General features: G+C 67.3%; 15 protein-coding genes and 2 pseudogenes. 14 read left to right on the forward strand and 3 right to left on the reverse strand.

Annotation, left to right across the window (positions count from 1 at the left end; translation table 11 throughout):
* Positions 1-83: 83 nt before the first annotated feature.
* Genes D5S19_RS30200 through D5S19_RS30220 form a run of 5 tightly spaced genes read left to right on the forward strand, consistent with a single transcriptional unit; the run spans position 84 to position 5,692 of the window.
* Positions 84-1,649: an ABC transporter ATP-binding protein gene (locus D5S19_RS30200; protein WP_120026751.1), complete on the forward strand. Its 1,566-nt coding sequence runs from the start codon at positions 84-86 to the stop codon at positions 1,647-1,649.
* Between the two features lie 8 nt (positions 1,650-1,657).
* The gene (locus D5S19_RS30205; RefSeq protein ID WP_120026763.1) at positions 1,658-2,746 is read left to right on the forward strand and encodes an ABC transporter permease; all 1,089 of its coding nucleotides are present in this window, start codon (positions 1,658-1,660) and stop codon (positions 2,744-2,746) included.
* A 41-nt stretch (positions 2,747-2,787) separates the two neighbouring features.
* Entirely contained in the window at positions 2,788-4,032 is a 1,245-nt protein-coding gene (locus D5S19_RS30210; protein WP_120026764.1) for an ABC transporter permease, read from the forward strand.
* Complete coding sequence (locus D5S19_RS30215; protein ID WP_120026752.1) at positions 4,032-4,421, forward strand: cytidine deaminase; 390 nt, start codon at positions 4,032-4,034, stop codon at positions 4,419-4,421. The genes D5S19_RS30210 and D5S19_RS30215 overlap by 1 nt, the downstream gene beginning before the upstream one ends.
* Entirely contained in the window at positions 4,418-5,692 is a 1,275-nt protein-coding gene (locus tag D5S19_RS30220; RefSeq protein ID WP_120026753.1) for a thymidine phosphorylase, read from the forward strand. Before D5S19_RS30215 ends, D5S19_RS30220 begins: the two co-directional genes overlap by 4 nt.
* A 122-nt stretch (positions 5,693-5,814) precedes the next feature.
* On the opposite strand, the pseudogene D5S19_RS30225 reads toward D5S19_RS30220, so the two are convergent.
* Positions 5,815-6,240: pseudogene (locus D5S19_RS30225) on the reverse strand (DUF3558 domain-containing protein); the annotation flags it as partial.
* Between D5S19_RS30225 and D5S19_RS30230 the strand changes: the two are divergent.
* The 6 genes from D5S19_RS30230 (at position 6,231) to D5S19_RS30250 (ending at position 10,552) form a co-directional block, all read left to right on the forward strand.
* Positions 6,231-6,383: a helix-turn-helix domain-containing protein gene (locus D5S19_RS30230; RefSeq protein ID WP_120026755.1), complete on the forward strand. Its 153-nt coding sequence runs from the start codon at positions 6,231-6,233 to the stop codon at positions 6,381-6,383. The pseudogene D5S19_RS30225 and the gene D5S19_RS30230 overlap by 10 nt on opposite strands.
* 19 nt (positions 6,384-6,402) lie before the next feature.
* Complete coding sequence (locus D5S19_RS32215) at positions 6,403-6,546, forward strand: hypothetical protein (RefSeq protein WP_158605675.1); 144 nt, start codon at positions 6,403-6,405, stop codon at positions 6,544-6,546.
* A gap of 458 nt (positions 6,547-7,004) precedes the next feature.
* Positions 7,005-8,771, forward strand: coding sequence for an alpha/beta hydrolase (locus D5S19_RS30235; protein WP_147397533.1), 1,767 nt, complete (start codon positions 7,005-7,007; stop codon positions 8,769-8,771).
* Between the two features lie 113 nt (positions 8,772-8,884).
* Positions 8,885-9,385 (forward strand): LppA family lipoprotein, encoded by a 501-nt coding sequence (locus tag D5S19_RS30240; RefSeq protein ID WP_158605676.1) that lies wholly within the window; start codon positions 8,885-8,887, stop codon positions 9,383-9,385.
* A gap of 347 nt (positions 9,386-9,732) precedes the next feature.
* The gene (locus tag D5S19_RS30245; protein ID WP_120026758.1) at positions 9,733-10,194 is read left to right on the forward strand and encodes a DUF5753 domain-containing protein; all 462 of its coding nucleotides are present in this window, start codon (positions 9,733-9,735) and stop codon (positions 10,192-10,194) included.
* A gap of 157 nt (positions 10,195-10,351) precedes the next feature.
* The gene (locus tag D5S19_RS30250) at positions 10,352-10,552 is read left to right on the forward strand and encodes a DUF397 domain-containing protein (protein ID WP_233574258.1); all 201 of its coding nucleotides are present in this window, start codon (positions 10,352-10,354) and stop codon (positions 10,550-10,552) included.
* Positions 10,553-10,727: 175 nt separating this feature from the next.
* Here D5S19_RS30250 and D5S19_RS30255 read toward each other — a convergent pair whose 3' ends face one another.
* Entirely contained in the window at positions 10,728-11,828 is a 1,101-nt protein-coding gene (locus D5S19_RS30255; protein ID WP_120026760.1) for a coiled-coil domain-containing protein, read from the reverse strand.
* Between the two features lie 211 nt (positions 11,829-12,039).
* On the opposite strand from D5S19_RS30255, the gene D5S19_RS30260 reads away from it, so the two are divergent.
* Both D5S19_RS30260 and D5S19_RS30265 read left to right on the forward strand, forming a co-directional pair.
* A complete protein-coding gene (locus D5S19_RS30260; protein ID WP_120026765.1) occupies positions 12,040-13,131 on the forward strand; it encodes an adenosine deaminase in 1,092 nt (363 codons plus the stop codon).
* 88 nt (positions 13,132-13,219) lie between these two features.
* Positions 13,220-13,796: pseudogene (locus D5S19_RS30265) on the forward strand (MFS transporter); the annotation flags it as partial.
* 82 nt (positions 13,797-13,878) lie between these two features.
* On the opposite strand, the gene D5S19_RS30270 reads toward D5S19_RS30265, so the two are convergent.
* Entirely contained in the window at positions 13,879-15,135 is a 1,257-nt protein-coding gene (locus D5S19_RS30270; RefSeq protein WP_120026761.1) for a primosomal protein, read from the reverse strand.
* Positions 15,136-15,286: 151 nt separating this feature from the next.
* Between D5S19_RS30270 and D5S19_RS30275 the strand changes: the two genes are divergently transcribed.
* Entirely contained in the window at positions 15,287-17,791 is a 2,505-nt protein-coding gene (locus D5S19_RS30275) for a DEAD/DEAH box helicase (protein ID WP_120026762.1), read from the forward strand.
* Positions 17,792-17,975: the final 184 nt, after the last annotated feature.

Consider the following 17,975-nt stretch of genomic DNA (forward strand, 5'->3'; position numbering starts at 1 on the left):
TAGCAGACCCCCCGTGCCAGGGCTCGGAAGGAAGCTTCCTTCCGAGCCCTGGCACGTTTCGACAGAACGGAGACGTTCTTCCGATGAGCGCAACCGAGGCCGGCGCCGTACCCGGCACCCCGGCCGTTCAGCTGACCCGCATCACCAAGCGGTTTCCCGGCGTGGTCGCCAATTCCGATGTCGACCTCACCGTCGCCGCGGGCGAGGTGCACGCGCTGTGCGGGGAGAACGGCGCGGGCAAGTCGACCCTGATGAAGATCCTTTACGGGATGCAGCAGCCCGACGAGGGCGCCATCGCGATCAATGGCACCGAGGTGAGGCTGCGCGACCCGCAGGACGCCATCCGTGCCGGGATCGGCATGGTGCACCAGCACTTCATGCTCGCGGACAATCTCACCGTCGCGGAGAACGTGTTCCTCGGCGCGGAGGGCATGCACGGCATCGGCCGCGTGGCGCGGTCCCGGCTGGCGAAGCTGGCCGAGCAGACCGGGCTGCACGCGAAGCCGGACGCGCTGCTGGAGGAACTCGGCGTGGCCGACCGCCAGCGCGTGGAGATCGTCAAGGTGCTCTACCGCGGCGCGAAGATCATCATTCTGGACGAGCCGACCGCCGTGCTCGTGCCTCAGGAGGTCGACGCGCTGTTCGAGACCGTCCGCGGGATGAAGGACGAGGGCTACACCTTCCTGTTCATCTCGCACAAGCTCGACGAAGTGCGCGCCATCGCGGACACGGTGACCGTGATCCGCCGCGGCACCACGGTCGGCACGGTCGATCCGAAGACCATCACGAGCCGTCAGCTCGCCGAGATGATGGTCGGTTCGGAGCTGCCCAGCCCGGAAACGCGCGAGTCCACCGTGACCGAGCGCGAAGTACTGCGCGTGCGCGAGCTTCGGCTGTCGGCCGAGGGCTCGGAGCGCACTGTGCTCGACGACATCTCCTTCACCGTGCACGCGGGGGAGGTGCTCGGTATCGCCGGTGTCGAAGGCAATGGCCAGACCGAGCTGGTCGAGACGATCATGGGCATGCGCAAGGCGAGTGGCGGGCACATCGAGCTGTCCGAGAGTGACGGGAAGACCCACGACCTGATCAAGCTCGGCACGCTGGCGCGGCGGGAAGCGGGCATCGGCTACATCGCCGAAGACCGCACGCGGCACAGTCTGCTGCTCACGCAACCGTTGTGGGTCAACAGGATTCTCGGCTACCAGACGCGTAAGCCGATCTCCGGCGGGCAATTGCTCGACATCGCCGGTGCTCGCCGGGACACCGAACGGATCGTGCGCGAGTACGACGTGCGCACGCCCGGCATCGACGTGCCCGCGGCCGCGCTGTCCGGCGGTAATCAGCAGAAGCTGATCGTCGGGCGAGAGCTGTCCGGTGATCCGGTGCTGCTGATCGCTTCGCACCCGACGCGCGGGGTGGACGTCGGCGCGCAGGCGCTGATCTGGGAGCAGATCCGCCAGGCCCGCGCGGACGGGCTCGCGGTGCTGCTGGTCTCCGCCGACCTCGACGAGCTGATCGGGCTGTCCGACACCATCCGCGTGATGCTGCGCGGACGGCTGGTGAGTTCGGCGAACCCGGCCACGGTGACCCCGCAGGAACTCGGCTCCGCGATGACCGGTGCCGCGGGAGAGGGAGAGGAAGTCCAGTGAAGTCCGGAGTGAGTTCGTGGCGCACGCGGCTGTTGCCGCCTCTGCTCGCGATCGTCTTCGCGCTGCTGCTGTCGGCGATCGCGCTCATCATCTCCGGCGCCGACCCGTTGCAGGCGTACGGAACCATGGTGAGCCAGTTGTTCAAGGGCTCGACCGCGGTCGACACGGTGAACCTCGGCTGCGTGTACTACCTGTCCGGTCTCGCGGTGGCCATCGGCTTCCAGATGAACCTGTTCAACATCGGGGTCGAAGGCCAGTACCGGTTCGCCGCGGTGGTCGCCGCGATCGTCGGTGGCGCACTGAAGCTGCCGCCGGTCCTCCACGTCATCGTGATCCTGCTGGTCGCCCTGCTGTCCGGCGCGTTGTACGCGACGATCCCGGCGGTGCTGAAGGTGACCCGCGGGGTCAGCGAGGTCATTTCCACGATCATGCTGAACTCGATCGTGGCGGGCATCATCGCGTTCCTGGTCAACGCCGATCAGTTCGGCGTGCAGACCGGCAACAACATCGGCACACGGGTGATCGCGCCGTCCGGGCGGATCCCGGGCATCCCGGTCGGCTCGGGCACGCTGTTCGGCTTCGTGCTCATCGCGCTCGTGATCGGCGTCGCCTACTGGTTCATGCTCAACCGCACGCGGTTCGGCTTCGAACTCAAGGCGAGTGGTGAGTCGGCCACGGCGGCCGCGGCCGGTGGTGTCAGCGCGAAGAAGATGACGCTGATCGCGATGCTGCTCTCCGGTGCGGTGGCAGGTCTGGTCGCCATGCCGGAGCTTCTCGGCCGTGACTACACCTACGGCATCACCGCCACGCAGATGTACGGCTTCACCGGCATCGCGGTGGCGCTGCTCGGCCGTAACCACCCGGGTGGCATCGCGCTCGGCGCGCTGCTGTGGGCGTTCCTGGACACCTCGGCGGTGTCGCTGGAGCAGATCAACGTGTCCAAGGAGATCGCGACGATCATGCAGGGCATCATCGTGCTGTCGGTCGTCGTCGCGTACGAGATCGTGCGCCGCGCCGATCTCGCCGCCGAACAGCGGCGCGTGGGACGCGCGTTGGCCGGTAAGGGTTCCTCGGTCGCGGAAGGCGGTGCGGTGTGACCACCACGACGGAGTCTGCCCGGCCCGGCCCGGAGTCCGGCATGCCGATGCCGGTGCCGGTGCCGCATCAGCGCAAGCGGATCCCCGGCTGGCTGCGCGGGGTGATCTGGGCGGTCGTCGCGATCGGAGTGATGTCGGCGGCTTCCTACAGCACCGGTGTCTCGTCGCTGACGTCGAGCAACACGACGTCCACCGCGTTGCGCCTCGCGCTGCCGATCCTGTTGTGTGCCCTCGGCGGGCTGTGGGCCGAGCGCGCCGGCGTGATCAACATCGGCCTCGAAGGCATGATGATCCTCGGTACCTGGGGCGCGGCCTGGGGTGCCTACTACGGCGGTGTGTGGATCGGGCTGCTGGCCGCGATCGGCTTCGGCGCGCTGGGCGGGCTGCTGCACGCGGTGGCGACGGTGACCTTCCGGGTCAACCACATCGTCTCCGGTGTCGCGATCAACCTGCTCGGCCTCGGCGTCGCGAAGTACCTGGCGAACCTGATCTTCGAGCCCCTGTCGGGCAACCCGAGGCAGTCGCCGCCGGTGCCGAAGTTCGACACCTACTCGGCGGCCGGTCTTTCCGACTGGCTCGGCTCGATGGAGGACCAGCAGCGGGTCGGGCTGTCCGACGTCGCGGGCATTCTCAAGGGTCTGGTCACGGGGGTCGCGCCGCTGACCATGATCGCGATCGTGCTCGTGCCGTTGAGTTACTGGGTGCTCTGGCGCACGAGGTTCGGCCTGCGTCTGCGTTCCTGCGGTGAGAATCCGGTGGCCGCGGAGTCCCTCGGTGTGAACGTGTACCGCTACAAGTACGTCGGCGTCCTGATTTCCGGCGCGCTCGCGGGTATGGGTGGTGCGTCGCTGGTTCTGCTCAAGGGTGGTGCGGATTACCTGGAGAACCAGACGAACGGCCGTGGGTACATCGGTCTCGCCGCGATGATCTTCGGCAACTGGCGGCCCGGTGGTCTGCTCGGTGGCGCCGCGCTGTTCGGTTACGCGGACGGGCTTCAGCTCGCCGGTGGCGGCGAGGCGGTGCTGGCTCTGTTGTACGGCACGGTGTTGCTGCTCGCGATCATCGTGATCGTGCAGTTGTTCCGGCGGCGCTGGATCGCCGCTGGGCTCGGCGTCGTAGGAGCAGGGATCCTGTACACGATCTACTGGACCAACGACACGCTGCCGAGCGACCTGATCCCGTATACGGCGCACTTCGTCACGCTGATCGTGCTCGCCGTTGCGTCGCAACGACTACGTCCGCCCAAGGCCGACGGCGCGCTCTACCGAAGAGGGGAGGGCGACTAGTGTCCGAAGTGGACTGGGAAGCCCTGCGCGCCGAAGCGGTGTCGGCTGCTTCGTATGCATACGCGCCGTATTCGGGCCTTCATGTCGGCGTCGCGGCCATTGTGGACGACGGTCGGCATGTGACCGGCTGCAACGTCGAGAACGCTTCGTACGGGCTCGGGTTGTGTGCGGAGTGCACGATGGCCGGGCAGCTGCGGTTGTCCGGCGGCGGACGGTTGGTCGCGGTGGCTTGCCGCGGTGGCGAAGGCGAGCTGCTGATGCCGTGCGGCCGTTGCCGGCAGATCCTGTTCGAACTCGGCGGCTCGTCGTGTCTGGTCGACACCCCGCGTGGGGTGCTGCCGATGTCCGAGGTGCTGCCGGACGCGTTTGGTCCTGAGGATCTGCCGTGAGCCCCTTTGCTGTTGATGTCATCCGTGCCAAGCGGGACGGGCGGCGGCTGAGCGACGAGCAGATCGACTGGGTCGTCGACGCCTACACCCGCGGTGTGGTCGCCGAGGAGCAGATGGCCGCGCTGGCCATGGCGATCTTCCTGCGCGGCATGGACGACGCGGAGATCGAGCGCTGGACCGGCGCGATGGTCGGCTCGGGCAGCCGGTTGTCGCTGAAGGTCTCGCGCCCGACCGTGGACAAGCATTCGACCGGCGGTGTCGGCGACAAGATCACCTTGCCGCTGGCCCCGCTGGTTGCCGCGTGCGGTGCCGCGGTGCCGCAGCTGTCCGGCCGGGGCCTCGGGCACACCGGGGGCACGCTGGACAAGCTGGAGTCGATCCCCGGCTGGCGCGCGGCGTTGTCCCCGGAGGAGATCGCCGTACAGCTGGAGTCGGTGGGCGCGGTCGTATGCGCGGCCACCGAAGGGCTGGCGCCGGCGGACAGGAAGCTGTACGCCCTGCGAGACGTGACCGGCACGGTCGAGTCGATCCCGCTGATCGCCAGTTCCATCATGAGCAAGAAGATCGCCGAAGGCGCGTCAGGACTGGTGCTGGATGTGAAGGCGGGGTCCGGCGCGTTCATGAAGACTGTCGACGACGCTCGGCGGCTTGCGCACACCCTCGTCGGCATCGGCAGCGCGCACGGCGTTTCCTGCACGGCGCTGATCACCGACATGAACGTGCCGCTCGGCCGTGCGGTCGGGAACGCGGTGGAGGTCGCCGAAGCGGTGGAGGTCCTGCAGGGCGGCGGCCCCGCCGACGTGGTGGAGCTGACCGTCGCGCTGGCGGGGGAAATGCTGGCGCTGGCCGGGATCTCGGCGGACCCAGCGGCCGTACTGGCCTCCGGCGCGGCGTACGAGACGTGGGCGCGGATGATCACCGCCCAAGGCGGCGACCCGTCGGCGCCGCTGCCGAAACCACAGCACGTACACGTGGTCCCGGCGCCGGAGTCGGGTGTGCTCGCTTCGCTGGACGCTTACGCGGTCGGCGTGGCAGCTTGGCGTCTCGGCGCGGGGCGGGCGAGGAAGGGAGATCCGGTTCAAGCCGCCGCGGGCGTGCTCTGCCACGCGACTCTCGGCGACGAGGTTGTGGCCGGGGAACCGTTGCTGGAGTTGCACACGGATACCCCGGATGCGCTGCCTGCCGCGCTGGAGGCGCTTTCCGGTGCGTACACGGTGGCTTCAGCGGTTCCGACCGCGCGCGGGATCGTGCTGGACACCGCGCGGGCCTGAGCCTGGCAGCTTCGTCCGGCTGAGCAGACATAGGCCCCGCCTGGGGCGGGGCTATTTCGTCGTTCTGGGCGGAACCGGCACCATGGAGGGGGCCCTGCCAATGGTCGCACGTGGTGAAAGAGTCAGTTGCCCGCCTTCTGCTTGAGATTGCCCAGCACTTGCCGGGCAATCTGAGTAGCGACCGGGCAGGCGTCGGCGGTGCTCTTGTCGCCCACGTGCACCCCGACCACGAAGTCTGCGGTGTCGGCTACGCCGACGGCGACCTGGCAGAACGACGGGACCGGGCCGGGCTTGTCTGAGTACGCGATGGCCGGGTAGCCCCGGATGGGCGGCAGCATGTCGAACCGCTTCATCTGCTTGCGGGTCTGATCGTAGTACGGGCTCAGGCCCTCGTGCAGCTTGTTCGTGAAGTAGACGGCGAGGTTGGCTCCGGCGGTGTTGAACCAGTTGCACAACGTGCCGATGGGCAGAGTGTCCGGCTGGCCGGTTGCGGCGTGCCCCGCGTCGGTCTTGATCTGGCCGGCGGTGAGTGCGTCGCATGTCCCGAGCGCATCGAGAGGCGGCGGGCCAGAGTCAGGAGGATCCGGCCTGCGAGGCGCGCTGGCACTGGACGTTCGTCAGCCAGGTTGAGCGCGGGCTTCGCAACGTCAACCTGCTGAAGCTTGCCGACAGGCTCCGCATCGATCGCTGATACTGCCGCGAAGCTCCGTGTGGCGATTGATGCGGGACCGGTTCCGCCGAAGGCCGCGACACAGTTTGCCGCGATGCTGGAGGAAATCGCTGCACAGATGCGGCCGGACCTGCCAGGCAACACGGAATGGATCACCATTCAGGCTCGTGAGCATGTGGCCTGAGTAGTTCTACCTATCGCGTCTGAGTAGACGTGCCCGGGATGCCCGGGTGGGTCCCTGTGACTGTGGCCTGAGCCGTTGAGTCTCCGGCGTCCCCTCCCGTAGTGTTATCAAGTGAATTCGGGAGGGGACACGGTGGGATTTCGGACGGTGCCTGAGGCCTTACGTGCGGCGGGGAAGGTTGCCGGTGACACGACGGGCGAGTTACGCGGAGCGGACTGTGGTGGACCGGTCGGCGGGCTGGCGGCTGCTTTGCCCGGTGGGAATGCGGCAGGCGCGGCCTCTTCGTTCAGCAACTGGTGGCAGACGTCTTTCACGACATGGTGCACCGAGGCGGACCAGTATGGCGCAGATCTGGCCGAGGCCGCCGACACCTATGAGGCCGGGGATCATGTCGCAGCCGACACCACGTCCGACGCGGGCAAGCTCCGTGGGCCACGCTGATGGTCAGCGTCTCCGACGTGAAGCGGTGGAACGTCGGGCAGCTGGACGAGATTTTCCGCATCGTGCAGCAGCGGCTTCAGGTCCTGACTCACTCGGGCGATGACTACGGCAAGGTGTTCCCGGTCGAGGGCTGGGCCGGTCCGGCCGCCCGCAACGCGGGATCGACGCACGAGGGCCTGATGTTCCGCATCGGCAAGATGGCGGCCGGAGCGAGCATCGTCAGCAAGTCCATCGGGCAAGCCGCCGACGCGATCAGCGGTGTTCAGCACGCCGTCGCCAACGCCGAAGAACTCGCCCGTAAATACGGCTATGAGATTGCCGGCAACGGCACGGTCAATGACCTCTACCCCGAGGGCAAAGCACCCGCGGAGCTGCACCCGGAAGACCGCGCCCGCGCCCGGACCGAGGTCGGCGAGGCCATCGCCCAGGCCCTGCGCACGGCCGAGGACATCGACAACGACCTTGCCTCGGTCCTCAAGCGCGCGGAAGCCGGCGACTTCGGTACAGGCGACGAAACCACCGTCACCGCCGCAGCCGCAGACGGCGCCCTGGATCCTGGCCTCACCCTGTTGGAGTCACCGAAGGACGGCACACCCAGCCAGAACGCCGGCTGGTGGAACTCCCTCTCACCCGCCGGACAAGCCATTCTCCTGCGCGACCACCCGGACTGGCTCGGCAACCTTGACGGACTCCCAGGCGCTGTTCGCTCCCAGGCAAACATTGCCCGGATGCCCGCCGAACGAGCCGACCTCCAACGCCAACTCGCGGCCGCTCAGAGCTCCATCGATCAGATCAAGGGAATGCCGTACCCACCACCGGGATTGATGTCCAACGCAATCGGCGAGTGGCAAAAAATAGAAGCGAAGTTGAATTCACTGGATTCCATCGATGCAACAATGGCGAAAGGGGATCGCCAGCTGTTGACCTTGGATACATCAGGCGAACGAGTCAAGGCTGCAATAGCAGTTGGCAACGTCGACACCGCAAAGCATGTCGCGGTATTCACTCCAGGGTTTACTTCCACTGTCGACAGAAGCCTCAAAGGCTATGACAGTGACATGCAGAATTTGCTCACTCAATCCCAGGGTATTTCAAATATTTACGGTGATCGGGGTAGTGTTGCAGCGGTGACCTGGATCGGGTACGAAGCACCGCAAACTTCAGATGTGCTCAACCCTGATCTGTCTGTAGGGAATGACAATCTTGCCAAGATTGGTGCACGCAAGCTCGATGGATTCCTCGACGGGATCGGCGCATATCACGATATTCAAAACCAGCCGCTGCACTTGACTGCACTTGGTCACTCCTATGGTAGCCTTACAACCGGGATCGCGCTGCAACAGGCGACACCTGTTCATGATGCCGTGGTATTCGGGTCTCCCGGTCTTGACATGCAGACGCCGAGCGACCTCAAAGTCCCCCAAGGGCATATTTTTTCCGAATGGTCAGATCGAGATCCTGTTCCACGTCTGGATATCGCGCATAACTTTGGGACGTCGCCGTATCAAGGTATCTCTGGCGGATTGGTTGCGAGTGTCGAGCAGTTGTCGACGGGCGACTCGACCGGAGCAGGCGGGCAGTCACTTCATGCGACTCATGAGCATGGTCAATACCTGGACAATAATTCCACCAGTCAGTACAACATGGCCAGCGTAGTTGCTGGAAAGCCGGATCTCGCCGTGCGACACGTGCAGCCGTGGGAAGTTCCTACTCCGCCTCCCGCGCCAGGTCGGCCCATTCCGGCGCCCCCAGGTCGTGACCCTCAACCGCCGCCGCTCCCATGATAAAGAAAGCAAACCGGCAGTCAATGAAACGCACCCTTACTTTGATCGCTGTCGCCGTATGCATGACCTTGGCAGTGAGCGCGTGCGGCCCCGATGTTCCTCCGGAGACCACTGTGAGCCAAAAGGAACAGCAGTTCAACGAATTGATGAAACGCCCCGACATCGACCAGGTCGTCGCTCAGTATGAAGACATGTACGCGAAGATTCGTGCCAAGGTAGCGGAAATCGTTCCGGTGCTAAAATGGACATTGGTGAACCCGATGACTTCAGCTTCTTGCGGAAACGAATTTTCGGCAGTGAACGCCAGTCTCCGAAAGGATGATGCCGAAGTAAAGAGTCTGGCCAACTGGTTGGCCGAGGGAAAAGTACCCGATGCGCAATGGGGCACGGTTCAGGCGGCGGTTGACACCATTCTTCGATCCTACGGCTTTGATTCCGGGCCAATCGTCGTGAAGAACCAGTCGGCGGATCACTATGTGACCTTTCGGTCCCCCGCCGGCTCGGAAGTTACGTTCGGCTCTGCCGTCAATACTGGGCTTACCGTCCGTACGGGATGCCATCTGACCGCTGAGGCTAAGACTCGCGGAACGCCAGCACCCGTGCCGACATACTAAGCAAATTGTGTGACCCCTTTGGGGTGTTGACCCCGTCCAAGCTCGTCCGGGGGGCTCAAGCCGCCGCCCAGTTGGACAGGAGGGCTGGCCCCACCCCTATCCGCCGGCCCAAGCTCGCGGACGCCCCAGTTCGCGTCAGACGTGCTTCACGCAGGGCGCGCGGCCCCAGTTCTTTTGGACTGCTCATCGGCGAACGTCATGCGCCGGGGCATCTGCTGGCTACTCGCGCTTCGGCCAGAACACTTCGGCACCCGGCTCGAACAGCGCTCGCTCGAACCGGTGGTTGAGCCCGTCCGATTCTCAGCATCTACTCCGCCGACTCCGACGCGCTGGAGCAGATCCGTGTCGTGGCTGCGCTCGCCCGGCGCAGGAACAGCTCCGGCAAGGTTGCTGACTGGTCGCGGCAGTACGTCGGCCTGGAGCGCGAAGCGACCTCGCTGGAGTTCCACCAGCAACTCCTCGTGCCCGGCCTGTTCCAGATCGAGGCGTACGCGCGTGCGGTGGTCTCGACCTCCCAGGTCGTCGCGGCCGGCGATGTACCTGAAGTCGTGGTCGCCCGGATGCGCCGTGCAGAGCTGCTGCGCCGGCCGGACGGACCGCGCGTGCACTTGGTGCTGGGCCAAGCCGCCACGCGGCGTGAGGCCGGCGGTTCCGAAGTGCTTGACGAGCAGCTGGCGTATCTGGAAGAGGTCGCTGAGCCGCCGAACGTGACTGTCCGGATCTTGCCGGACGACGTTGGCGCACACGCCGCGCTGGGCATGGGTTTCGTGCTCCTGACGCTGGAGGTCGGCGGACAGGAGTCGAAGTGAGTCGACCTGGAAGACCTCACGCGAGGTGAGTGCCGTCCGGACCCGTCGCAGCTCACCGCCTACGAGATGGCCTGCAAGTCGCTGACCGTCAATGCGAAGGACGAGAGTGGGACACTTCGACTGCTCGTGGAGGCACGAGCCAGGCTGAGGTAGGTAGGTGACAGTGACGTTCGATCCGGGCAAGGCCGTATGGCGGAAGTCCAGCTATAGCTCGGGCGGTGAGGCGAACTGCGTGGAGGTCGCGATGCAGGACGAGGTCGTGGCCGTGCGCGATTCCAAGGACCCGCAAGGCGGGTACTTCACGCTCTCACCCGAGGGGTGGCAAGCCCTGCTCTCGAAGGTGCGAGAGGGGGAGTAGCCCGACATACGGAAGACCCCCGACCCTGCGTGTGCAGGAGACGGGGGCTCTCGTCATGCTCAGCTCTTGCCGCTGCGCGGCTTCGGTGTGGGTAGCACCTCAGGGGCCGGTTCGGGTTCGGCCAGCGCCTAGTCCGGGGCTCGGTGGCGGCGAGAGGGGCGTCGATGTGTCCGGGTCACGCGTTGTCAGCGGTCTCCGCGTCGGCCGAGCCGTTGTTCTTCGCCTTCGCGTCGGCGGCCTTGGGGGAGCGGCCGTTGCGCGGGGTGCGGCGCGGCTGGCGCGGGGCCGGCGGCGGCGGGGCGATCTGCTGTACGGCCGGGCCGCCGCCGAGCATCAGCTCCGCGAAGGTGGCCATGGCCTCGTCCAGCTGACCGCCGATGCGACGCACGGACTCCTCGTTGCTGCGGCGCACCATCGAGTCGACCGAATCGGTGTCCGGCTGCTTGGCCAGGGTGCCCTCGACCTTCGACAGGCCGCTGCGCAGCGAGCCGTCCAGATCGCCGAGCCTGCCGGTCACCCCGTCCTCGACCTTGTCGAGACGGGTGCCCAGCTCGTCGAGCCGTTCGGTGACCGTGTCCAGCCGGGTGCCGAGCTTGTCCAGCCGGTCGGCCGGGTCGATCATCTCGCCGGTCTCGGTCACGGCGGTCTTCAGCGACTCGGTGCCGGCCGAGATGCGCTCCTTGGTCGCCCGGTCGAGTTCGTCCACCCGGGAGCGCAGCTCCTGGTCGGCGGTCTCGATGCGCTCGCGCAGCGTCGCCTCGGTCAGCTCGATGCGCTCGCGCAGCGGGCCCTGGGTGGTCTGCGGGATGGCGTCCAGCTTCGCGTCCTGCTTGTCCAGGTGCCCGCCCAGCTCGTCGAGCCGGCGGTGGATGTTCTGCAGTTTGTCCTCGAGCCCGTCCATCCGGCCGGCCACGCCCTCGAAGCGCGCGGCCACGCCGTCCAGCCGGCCGTCCAGCTGTGCGAACGGCTTGGCCAGCTTGTCGACGATGCTCTCCACCGCGTGCGTGATCGCGGCGAGGGCGGTGTCCTGGGCCTCCAGGCGGGTCATCGCCTCGTCGAGCCGCTCGGCGAGCACGCCGACCTCGGTGCGGTCGGGCATCTCGGACAGCCGCTTGCGCACCGCGCCGAGCGAGTCCACCGGTGCCAGCCGGGCGTAGATGTCGTCGAGCGCGTCGAAGATCTGCTGCTGCTCGCTCTCACGCACCTCGGCCGCGCGCACCAGCATGTTGCGCATCCGGTCGAAGGACGGAGCGGCAATGTGGTTGTCAGTGGTCACTGCGGTGTCCTTCGTCGGCGGGGAAAAATGGAAGGGACTGGGCGGAAGCTTATCGAGAAGAAAACTGCTGTCGGTATGGCCCCCGCGAAGACCCTTTAACGACCCGGCTACCCGGATGGCCGATTCCTCTCCGGCAGCCGTGCGCGCAGGGTGTTCGCACCGGTGGAGTTAGGGCCAGGTAGGGGAATGACAGCGAGGCTACCGTTGGATGATGTCGGACGTAACCCCGCTGAGCGCCGAGATCCTGCGCCGCGCACCCAAGGTCCTGCTGCACGATCACCTCGACGGCGGCCTCCGCCCGGGCACCGTCGCCGAGCTGGCCGAGGAGGTGGGCTATCGCGACCTGCCGGCCACTGATCCCGGTGAGCTGGGCCGCTGGTTCCGGGCCGCGGCCGATTCCGGCTCGCTGGTGTCCTACCTGGAGACGTTCGCGCACACCTGCGCGGTGATGCAGACCGAGGAGGCGCTGGTCAGGGTCGCCGCCGAGGCGGTGGAGGATCTGGCCGCGGACGGGGTGGCCTACGCCGAGCTGCGATACGCGCCGGAGCTGTTCGTGGCCCGTGGCCTTTCACTCGATGCAGTGGTCGAAGCGGTCCAGGCCGGGTTCGCCGAGGGAACACGGCGCGTGGTCGCCGCGGGGGGCCGGATCCGGATCGGCACGTTGCTCTGCGCGATGCGCCAGCACGCCCGCGCGCGGGAGATCGCCGAGCTGGTGGTGCGCCACCGCGACGCCGGGGTGGCCGGCTTCGACATCGCCGGGCCGGAGGACGGTTTCCCGCCGAGCCGCAATCTCGACGCATTCGAATACCTGCGCCGCAACAATGCGCATTTCACCATTCACGCCGGCGAGGCATTCGGCCTGCCCTCCATTCACGAGGCGATTCAATTCTGCGGGGCGGAGCGGCTCGGTCACGGCGTGCGCATCGCCGAGGATCTGACCACCGGACCGGACGGCGAGGTCCATCTTGGACGGTTGGCGAGCTACGTCCGGGACCGCCGCATCCCGTTGGAGATCTGCCCTTCCTCGAACGTGCAGACCGGAACCGTGCGATCACTGGGCGAGCACCCGATCGGGCTGCTCGCCCGGCTGCGCTTCCGGGTGACGGTGAACACCGACAACCGGCTGATGAGCGGTTGCACGATGACCAGTGAATTCGCCGCGCTGGCCGAGACCTTCGGGTTCGGCCTCGCCGATCTGCGCTGGTTCACCATCAATGCCATGAAATCCGCGTTCCTCGATTTCGATGCGCGGCTGGAGCTGATCGAGAAGGTGGTCAAACCCGGGTACGCCGCGCTGGCCTGAGCCCGGGCGGTTGGTTGCGTTGCTCAGCGTGCCCACCTCACGTTCACCATGTAAGAAGTACTTCTCATATAATAAGACGGCGGACGAGATGGCGCAGGTCGCGGCCGGACGACAGGGACGGGAAAAGGCTGGTGCGCGCAGGTGGTTCATCCTCGCGCTCGGGCTCGCCGCGCAGACCGCGAGCTGTTCCTTCCTCTACGGCCTGCCTTTTTCTCGTGCCCGCCATGCGCGCGGCCGACGGGCTCACGCTGGCGCAGGCGGGCACGGTGGTCGCCGCGCCGAGTATCGGGCTGTTGCTGACCCTGATCGCCTGGGGCGCGGCTGCGGACCGTTACGGAGAGCGGCTCATCATGGCGCTCGGGCTGGGTGTCTCGGGGTTACTCTTGGTGTACGCCGCCGTGGGGAACCACTCGGTTGGATTACTCTTCGGACTCTTCCTGCTTGCCGGAGCGTGCACGGCTTCGGTGAACGCGGCGAGTGGCCGGGTCGTGTTGGGCTGGTTCGCGAAGTCCGAGCGTGGCGTGGCGATGGGGATCCGGCAGACGGCGCAGCCGCTCGGCGTCGGGGTGGCCGCGCTGGGCCTGCCGCCGCTGGCCGCGCACTGGGGTTTCCAGACGGCGATGCTGCTGCCCGCGGCGCTGGCGATCGTGGTCGCGTTGCTCGTGCGGGCGGAGGCCGCCGCAAAGCAGTGAAGGGCACCTTCACGGACGCAGAGTCCGTGAAGGTGCCCTTCACAGTCGCACGGGGTCAGAGCACGGTGAGGCGGTTTTCGAAGGCCTCGACGAGCTTGCGCCACGCGCTCTGCTCGGTGTCGAACGGCGCGCTCGGCTCAAGCCGGCTCGGGTCCGGGCGGAGCACGAACGACACCAGCCAGCCGAGGCTCTCGTTGGCCGCCAGCGCGGACTCGACGGTACCGTCGTCGGCCCACTCGGCCGCGTCGGTGAGCAACTCGACGGCGAGCTCCAGCTGGGTCGGGTCGATCGCCTCGGGACCTTCGGCGATGTCCTCGTCCAGCCCGTTGAGCACGTAGGTGTTGTCCGGGTCGACCTCGAGTTCCAGCTCGCCCGCGGCGGCCTTCTCCCGCACTTCGTCCCAAGTGGACACGTCGGACAGCTCGGTGCCGGACAGCTCGGTGCCTTCGGTGATCGCGGCCAGCAGTGCCTTCGCCGAGGTGAACACGTCGATCTCGCCCTCGCTGCCGAGGAAGACCGGCTGGTCGTCGAGGTAGCAGCGCAGCGTGTAGTACTCCGCGCCGGCGGTGACGATCTTGATCGGGTCGATGCCGACTTCGCCCCAGAAGCCGACCGGCTCGTCCTCGGCGTCGTCGCCGTCCTCGGCGTCCACCGCCTCGAGGTCCTCCGGGCCGCCGTCCTCGGCGTCGGCCTCCGCCTCGGCGGACTCCTCGTGGAAGGCGGCCAGTTCCTCGGCGGTCTGCTCCAGCACCGCGGCGTCCACGTCGGGGACGGTGACCAGCCCGTCGATCGCGTCGAGCACCACGTCCCACTTCTCGGAGACGGCCTTCGACAGGTCGTTCCACAGCGCTTCGCCCTCACGCCCGGTGAACGGCAGCCTGCCCTGCTCCAGCAGCGAGAAGCCCTCGTAGGCGTCGAGCACCTCGTGCACGTCCTCCAGCTCGCAGACGTCCGCGAGCGAGCGCACGATGCCGACGATCTCGGCCAGCTCGCCGATGGTCCACGAGTCCGGCTCCTCGGCGACCAGCTCCGGCACGCCGACCAGGTCGTAGGAGTGGTCGTCGTCCGGGATCAGCTCCGGCACGTTCAGCGCCGGGACCGCGTCCCACGCCGGGTGGTCGAGCAGGTCGTGCTGCTCGGCGGTGCGGACGAAGGCCGCCAGGTGCGCGGCGTCCGGGAAGGCGTACAGGTCGTCCTCGTCGCCGAGGAAGGCTTCCCACTCCTCGCCGTCCTCCCGCCAGCGGGGGGCCCAGAGGGTGACCACGTCGCCCTGCGGCAGCCCGAGTTCGATCGGGATGATGTCCTGTGCCATTGCCGAATCCTCCGCGAGTACCGCCCGTGTGCACGCCCGGCCGCCGGTCCCCCGGCCGGTGCGCGGTACCGCGAAGCCTACGGGTTGGGGCAAGCAGCCGCGATCTCCCCCGCGCATCTTCGGGCCGCGGGATGGCACGATGGGTCCCGCGATGACACTCACAGACCTCCTGCCTGCGGATCCGGACCCGGACGCCCTCTTCGAAGCCTTCTCCACCTGGACAGCCGAACGGGGGATCGAGTTGTACCCGGCGCAGGAGGAGGCGCTGATCGAAGTCGTCTCCGGCGCCAACGTGATCCTCTCGACGCCCACCGGCTCGGGGAAAAGCCTGGTCGCGGTCGGTGCGCATTTCACCGCGCTGGCGCACGGCCGGCGCAGCTACTACACGGCGCCGATCAAGGCGCTGGTCTCGGAGAAGTTCTTCCAGCTGATCGAGATCTTCGGGGCCGATCAGGTGGGTATGCAGACCGGTGATTCGAGCGTCAACGCCGAAGCGCCGATCATCTGCTGCACGGCGGAAATCCTGGCGAACATCGCGTTGCGCGACGGTGCCGAGGCGCCGGTCGGCCAGGTCGTGGCGGACGAGTTCCACTTCTACTCCGAGCCGGACCGCGGCTGGGCCTGGCAGGTACCGCTGATCGAGCTGCCCAAGGCGCAGTTCGTGCTGATGTCGGCCACGCTCGGCGACGTCTCGTTCTTCGAGAAGGACCTGACCCGCCGGACCGGGCGGGCCACCGCCGTGGTCACCTCGGCGCAGCGGCCGGTCCCGCTGACCTACCGCTACGCGATCACGCCGCTGCACGAGACGATGTCCGAGCTGCTGCACGGCGGCCAGGCTCCGGTGTACGTGGTGCATTTCTCGCAGGCCGCGGCCATCGAGCGCGCGCAGACGCTGATGAGCATCAACGTGACCACGCGTGCGGAGAAGGACGCCATCGCCGAGCTGATCGGCGATTTCCGGTTCGCCGCGGGCTTCGGCAAGACGCTGTCCCGGCTCGTGCGGCACGGCATCGGCGTGCACCACGCGGGCATGCTGCCGAAGTATCGGCGGCTGGTGGAGACGCTCGCGCAGTCGGGGCTGCTCAAGGTGATCTGCGGGACGGACACCCTGGGCGTCGGGATCAACGTGCCGATCCGGACAGTGGTCTTCTCCGCGCTGACCAAGTACGACGGGGTGCGCCAGCGGCATCTGAAGGCCCGCGAGTTCCACCAGATCGCCGGGCGGGCCGGCCGCGCGGGCTACGACACCGACGGCTACGTCGTGGTGCAGGCCCCGGACCACGTGGTGGAGAACGCCAAGGCGCTGGAGAAGGCGGGCGACGATCCGAAGAAGAAAAAGAAGATCGTCCGGAAGAAGGCGCCCGAAGGGTTCGTGAACTGGACCGAGAGCACCTTCGACCGGCTGATCGCGGCCGAGCCGGAGCCGCTCACCTCCAGCTTCCGCGTCAGCCACTCCATGCTGCTGAACGTGATTTCCCGGCCGGGCAACGCTTTCGACGCGATGCGGCACCTGCTGGAGGACAACCACGCGGACCGGCCGGCGCAGCGGAAGCTGATCCTGCGGGCGATCGAGATCTACCGTTCGCTGCTGGCCGCCGGGGTGGTGGAGCGACTGTCCGAACCGGACGCCGACGGGCGGATCGTGCGGCTGACCGTGGACCTGCAGTTCGATTTCGCGCTCAACCAGCCGTTGTCGCCGTTCGCGCTGGCCGCGATCGAGCTGCTGGACGCCGAGTCGCCGTCCTACCCGCTGGATGTGGTGTCCATTGTGGAATCCACTGTGGACGATCCGCGGACGGTGCTGTCGCAGCAGCAGTTCAAGGCCCGCGGCGAGGCCGTGCAGGCGATGAAGGCCGAGGGTATCGAGTACGACGAGCGGATGGAGCTGCTGGAGGAGGTCACCTACCCGAAGCCGTTGGAGGAGCTGCTTTCCGGCGCGTACGGTGCGTATCGGCAGGGGCATCCATGGGTGGCGGACTACGAGCTGTCACCGAAATCCGTGGTGCGCGACATGTACGAGCGCGCGATGAACTTCGTCGAGTTCGTGGGCTTCTACCAGCTTGCCCGCTCCGAAGGCCTGGTGCTGCGTTATCTCGCGGACACCTACGACGCGCTGCGGCACACCGTGCCCGACGAGGCGAAGACCGAACCGTTGCAGGATCTCATCGAATGGCTCGGCGAGCTGGTCCGGCAGGTCGATTCGAGCCTGCTCGACGAGTGGGAAGCGTTGCGGCACCCGGAAGACGAAGGCCCCGTGTCACACCGCCCGCCCCCCGAACCGCCCGCGGTCACGCGCAACGAGCGAGCGTTCCGGGTACTGGTGCGCAACGAGCTTTTCCGCCGGGTCGAGCTGGCCTCGCGCCGTGCCTATGACGCGCTCGGCGAGCTGGACGCGGCGTCCGGCTGGGACGCGGACGCCTGGGAAGACGCCATCGAGGACTACTTCGACGAGCACGAAACGCTGGGCATCGGCCCGGACGCCCGCGGCCCGGCGCTGCTGCTCATCGAGCGGGAGCCCGAACTGTGGCGGGTGCGGCAGATCTTCGACGACCCCGCGGGCGACCACGACTGGGGCATCAGCGCGGAAATCGACCTCGCCGCCTCGGACGAGGCAGGCAGCGCCGTCGTCCGCGTACTCCACGTCAACCAGCTCTGACCACCCGGCCCACCCTCCGTCCCAAGGCTGTGAAGGTGCCCTTCACGGACTCTGGGGCCAGGGTGTCGGCAAAGTTGGTCGGGGACCCGGCAGTGGGCGATGCGGAGGTGTGTGCGACCACCTCGTGGCGTGCGCCGGACCGGTTTCGGGTCCGTGAAGGGACCCTTCACAGACTCAGAGTCCG

Origin of the sequence: Amycolatopsis panacis, from assembly GCF_003600245.1 — a bacterium.
Taxonomy (GTDB): Bacteria; Actinomycetota; Actinomycetes; order Mycobacteriales; family Pseudonocardiaceae; genus Amycolatopsis; species Amycolatopsis sulphurea.

Coding starts and splice junctions, on each gene's coding strand:
- D5S19_RS30260 (WP_120026765.1), top strand. CDS start 12,040: ATGTCGGACGTAACCCCGCTGAGCGCCGAGATCCTGCGCCGCGCACCC.
- D5S19_RS30230 (WP_120026755.1), top strand. CDS start 6,231: ATGTCCCGAGCGCATCGAGAGGCGGCGGGCCAGAGTCAGGAGGATCCG.
- D5S19_RS30275 (WP_120026762.1), top strand. CDS start 15,287: ATGACACTCACAGACCTCCTGCCTGCGGATCCGGACCCGGACGCCCTC.
- D5S19_RS30210 (WP_120026764.1), top strand. CDS start 2,788: ATGCCGATGCCGGTGCCGGTGCCGCATCAGCGCAAGCGGATCCCCGGC.
- D5S19_RS30200 (WP_120026751.1), top strand. CDS start 84: ATGAGCGCAACCGAGGCCGGCGCCGTACCCGGCACCCCGGCCGTTCAG.
- D5S19_RS30270 (WP_120026761.1), bottom strand. CDS start 15,135: ATGGCACAGGACATCATCCCGATCGAACTCGGGCTGCCGCAGGGCGAC.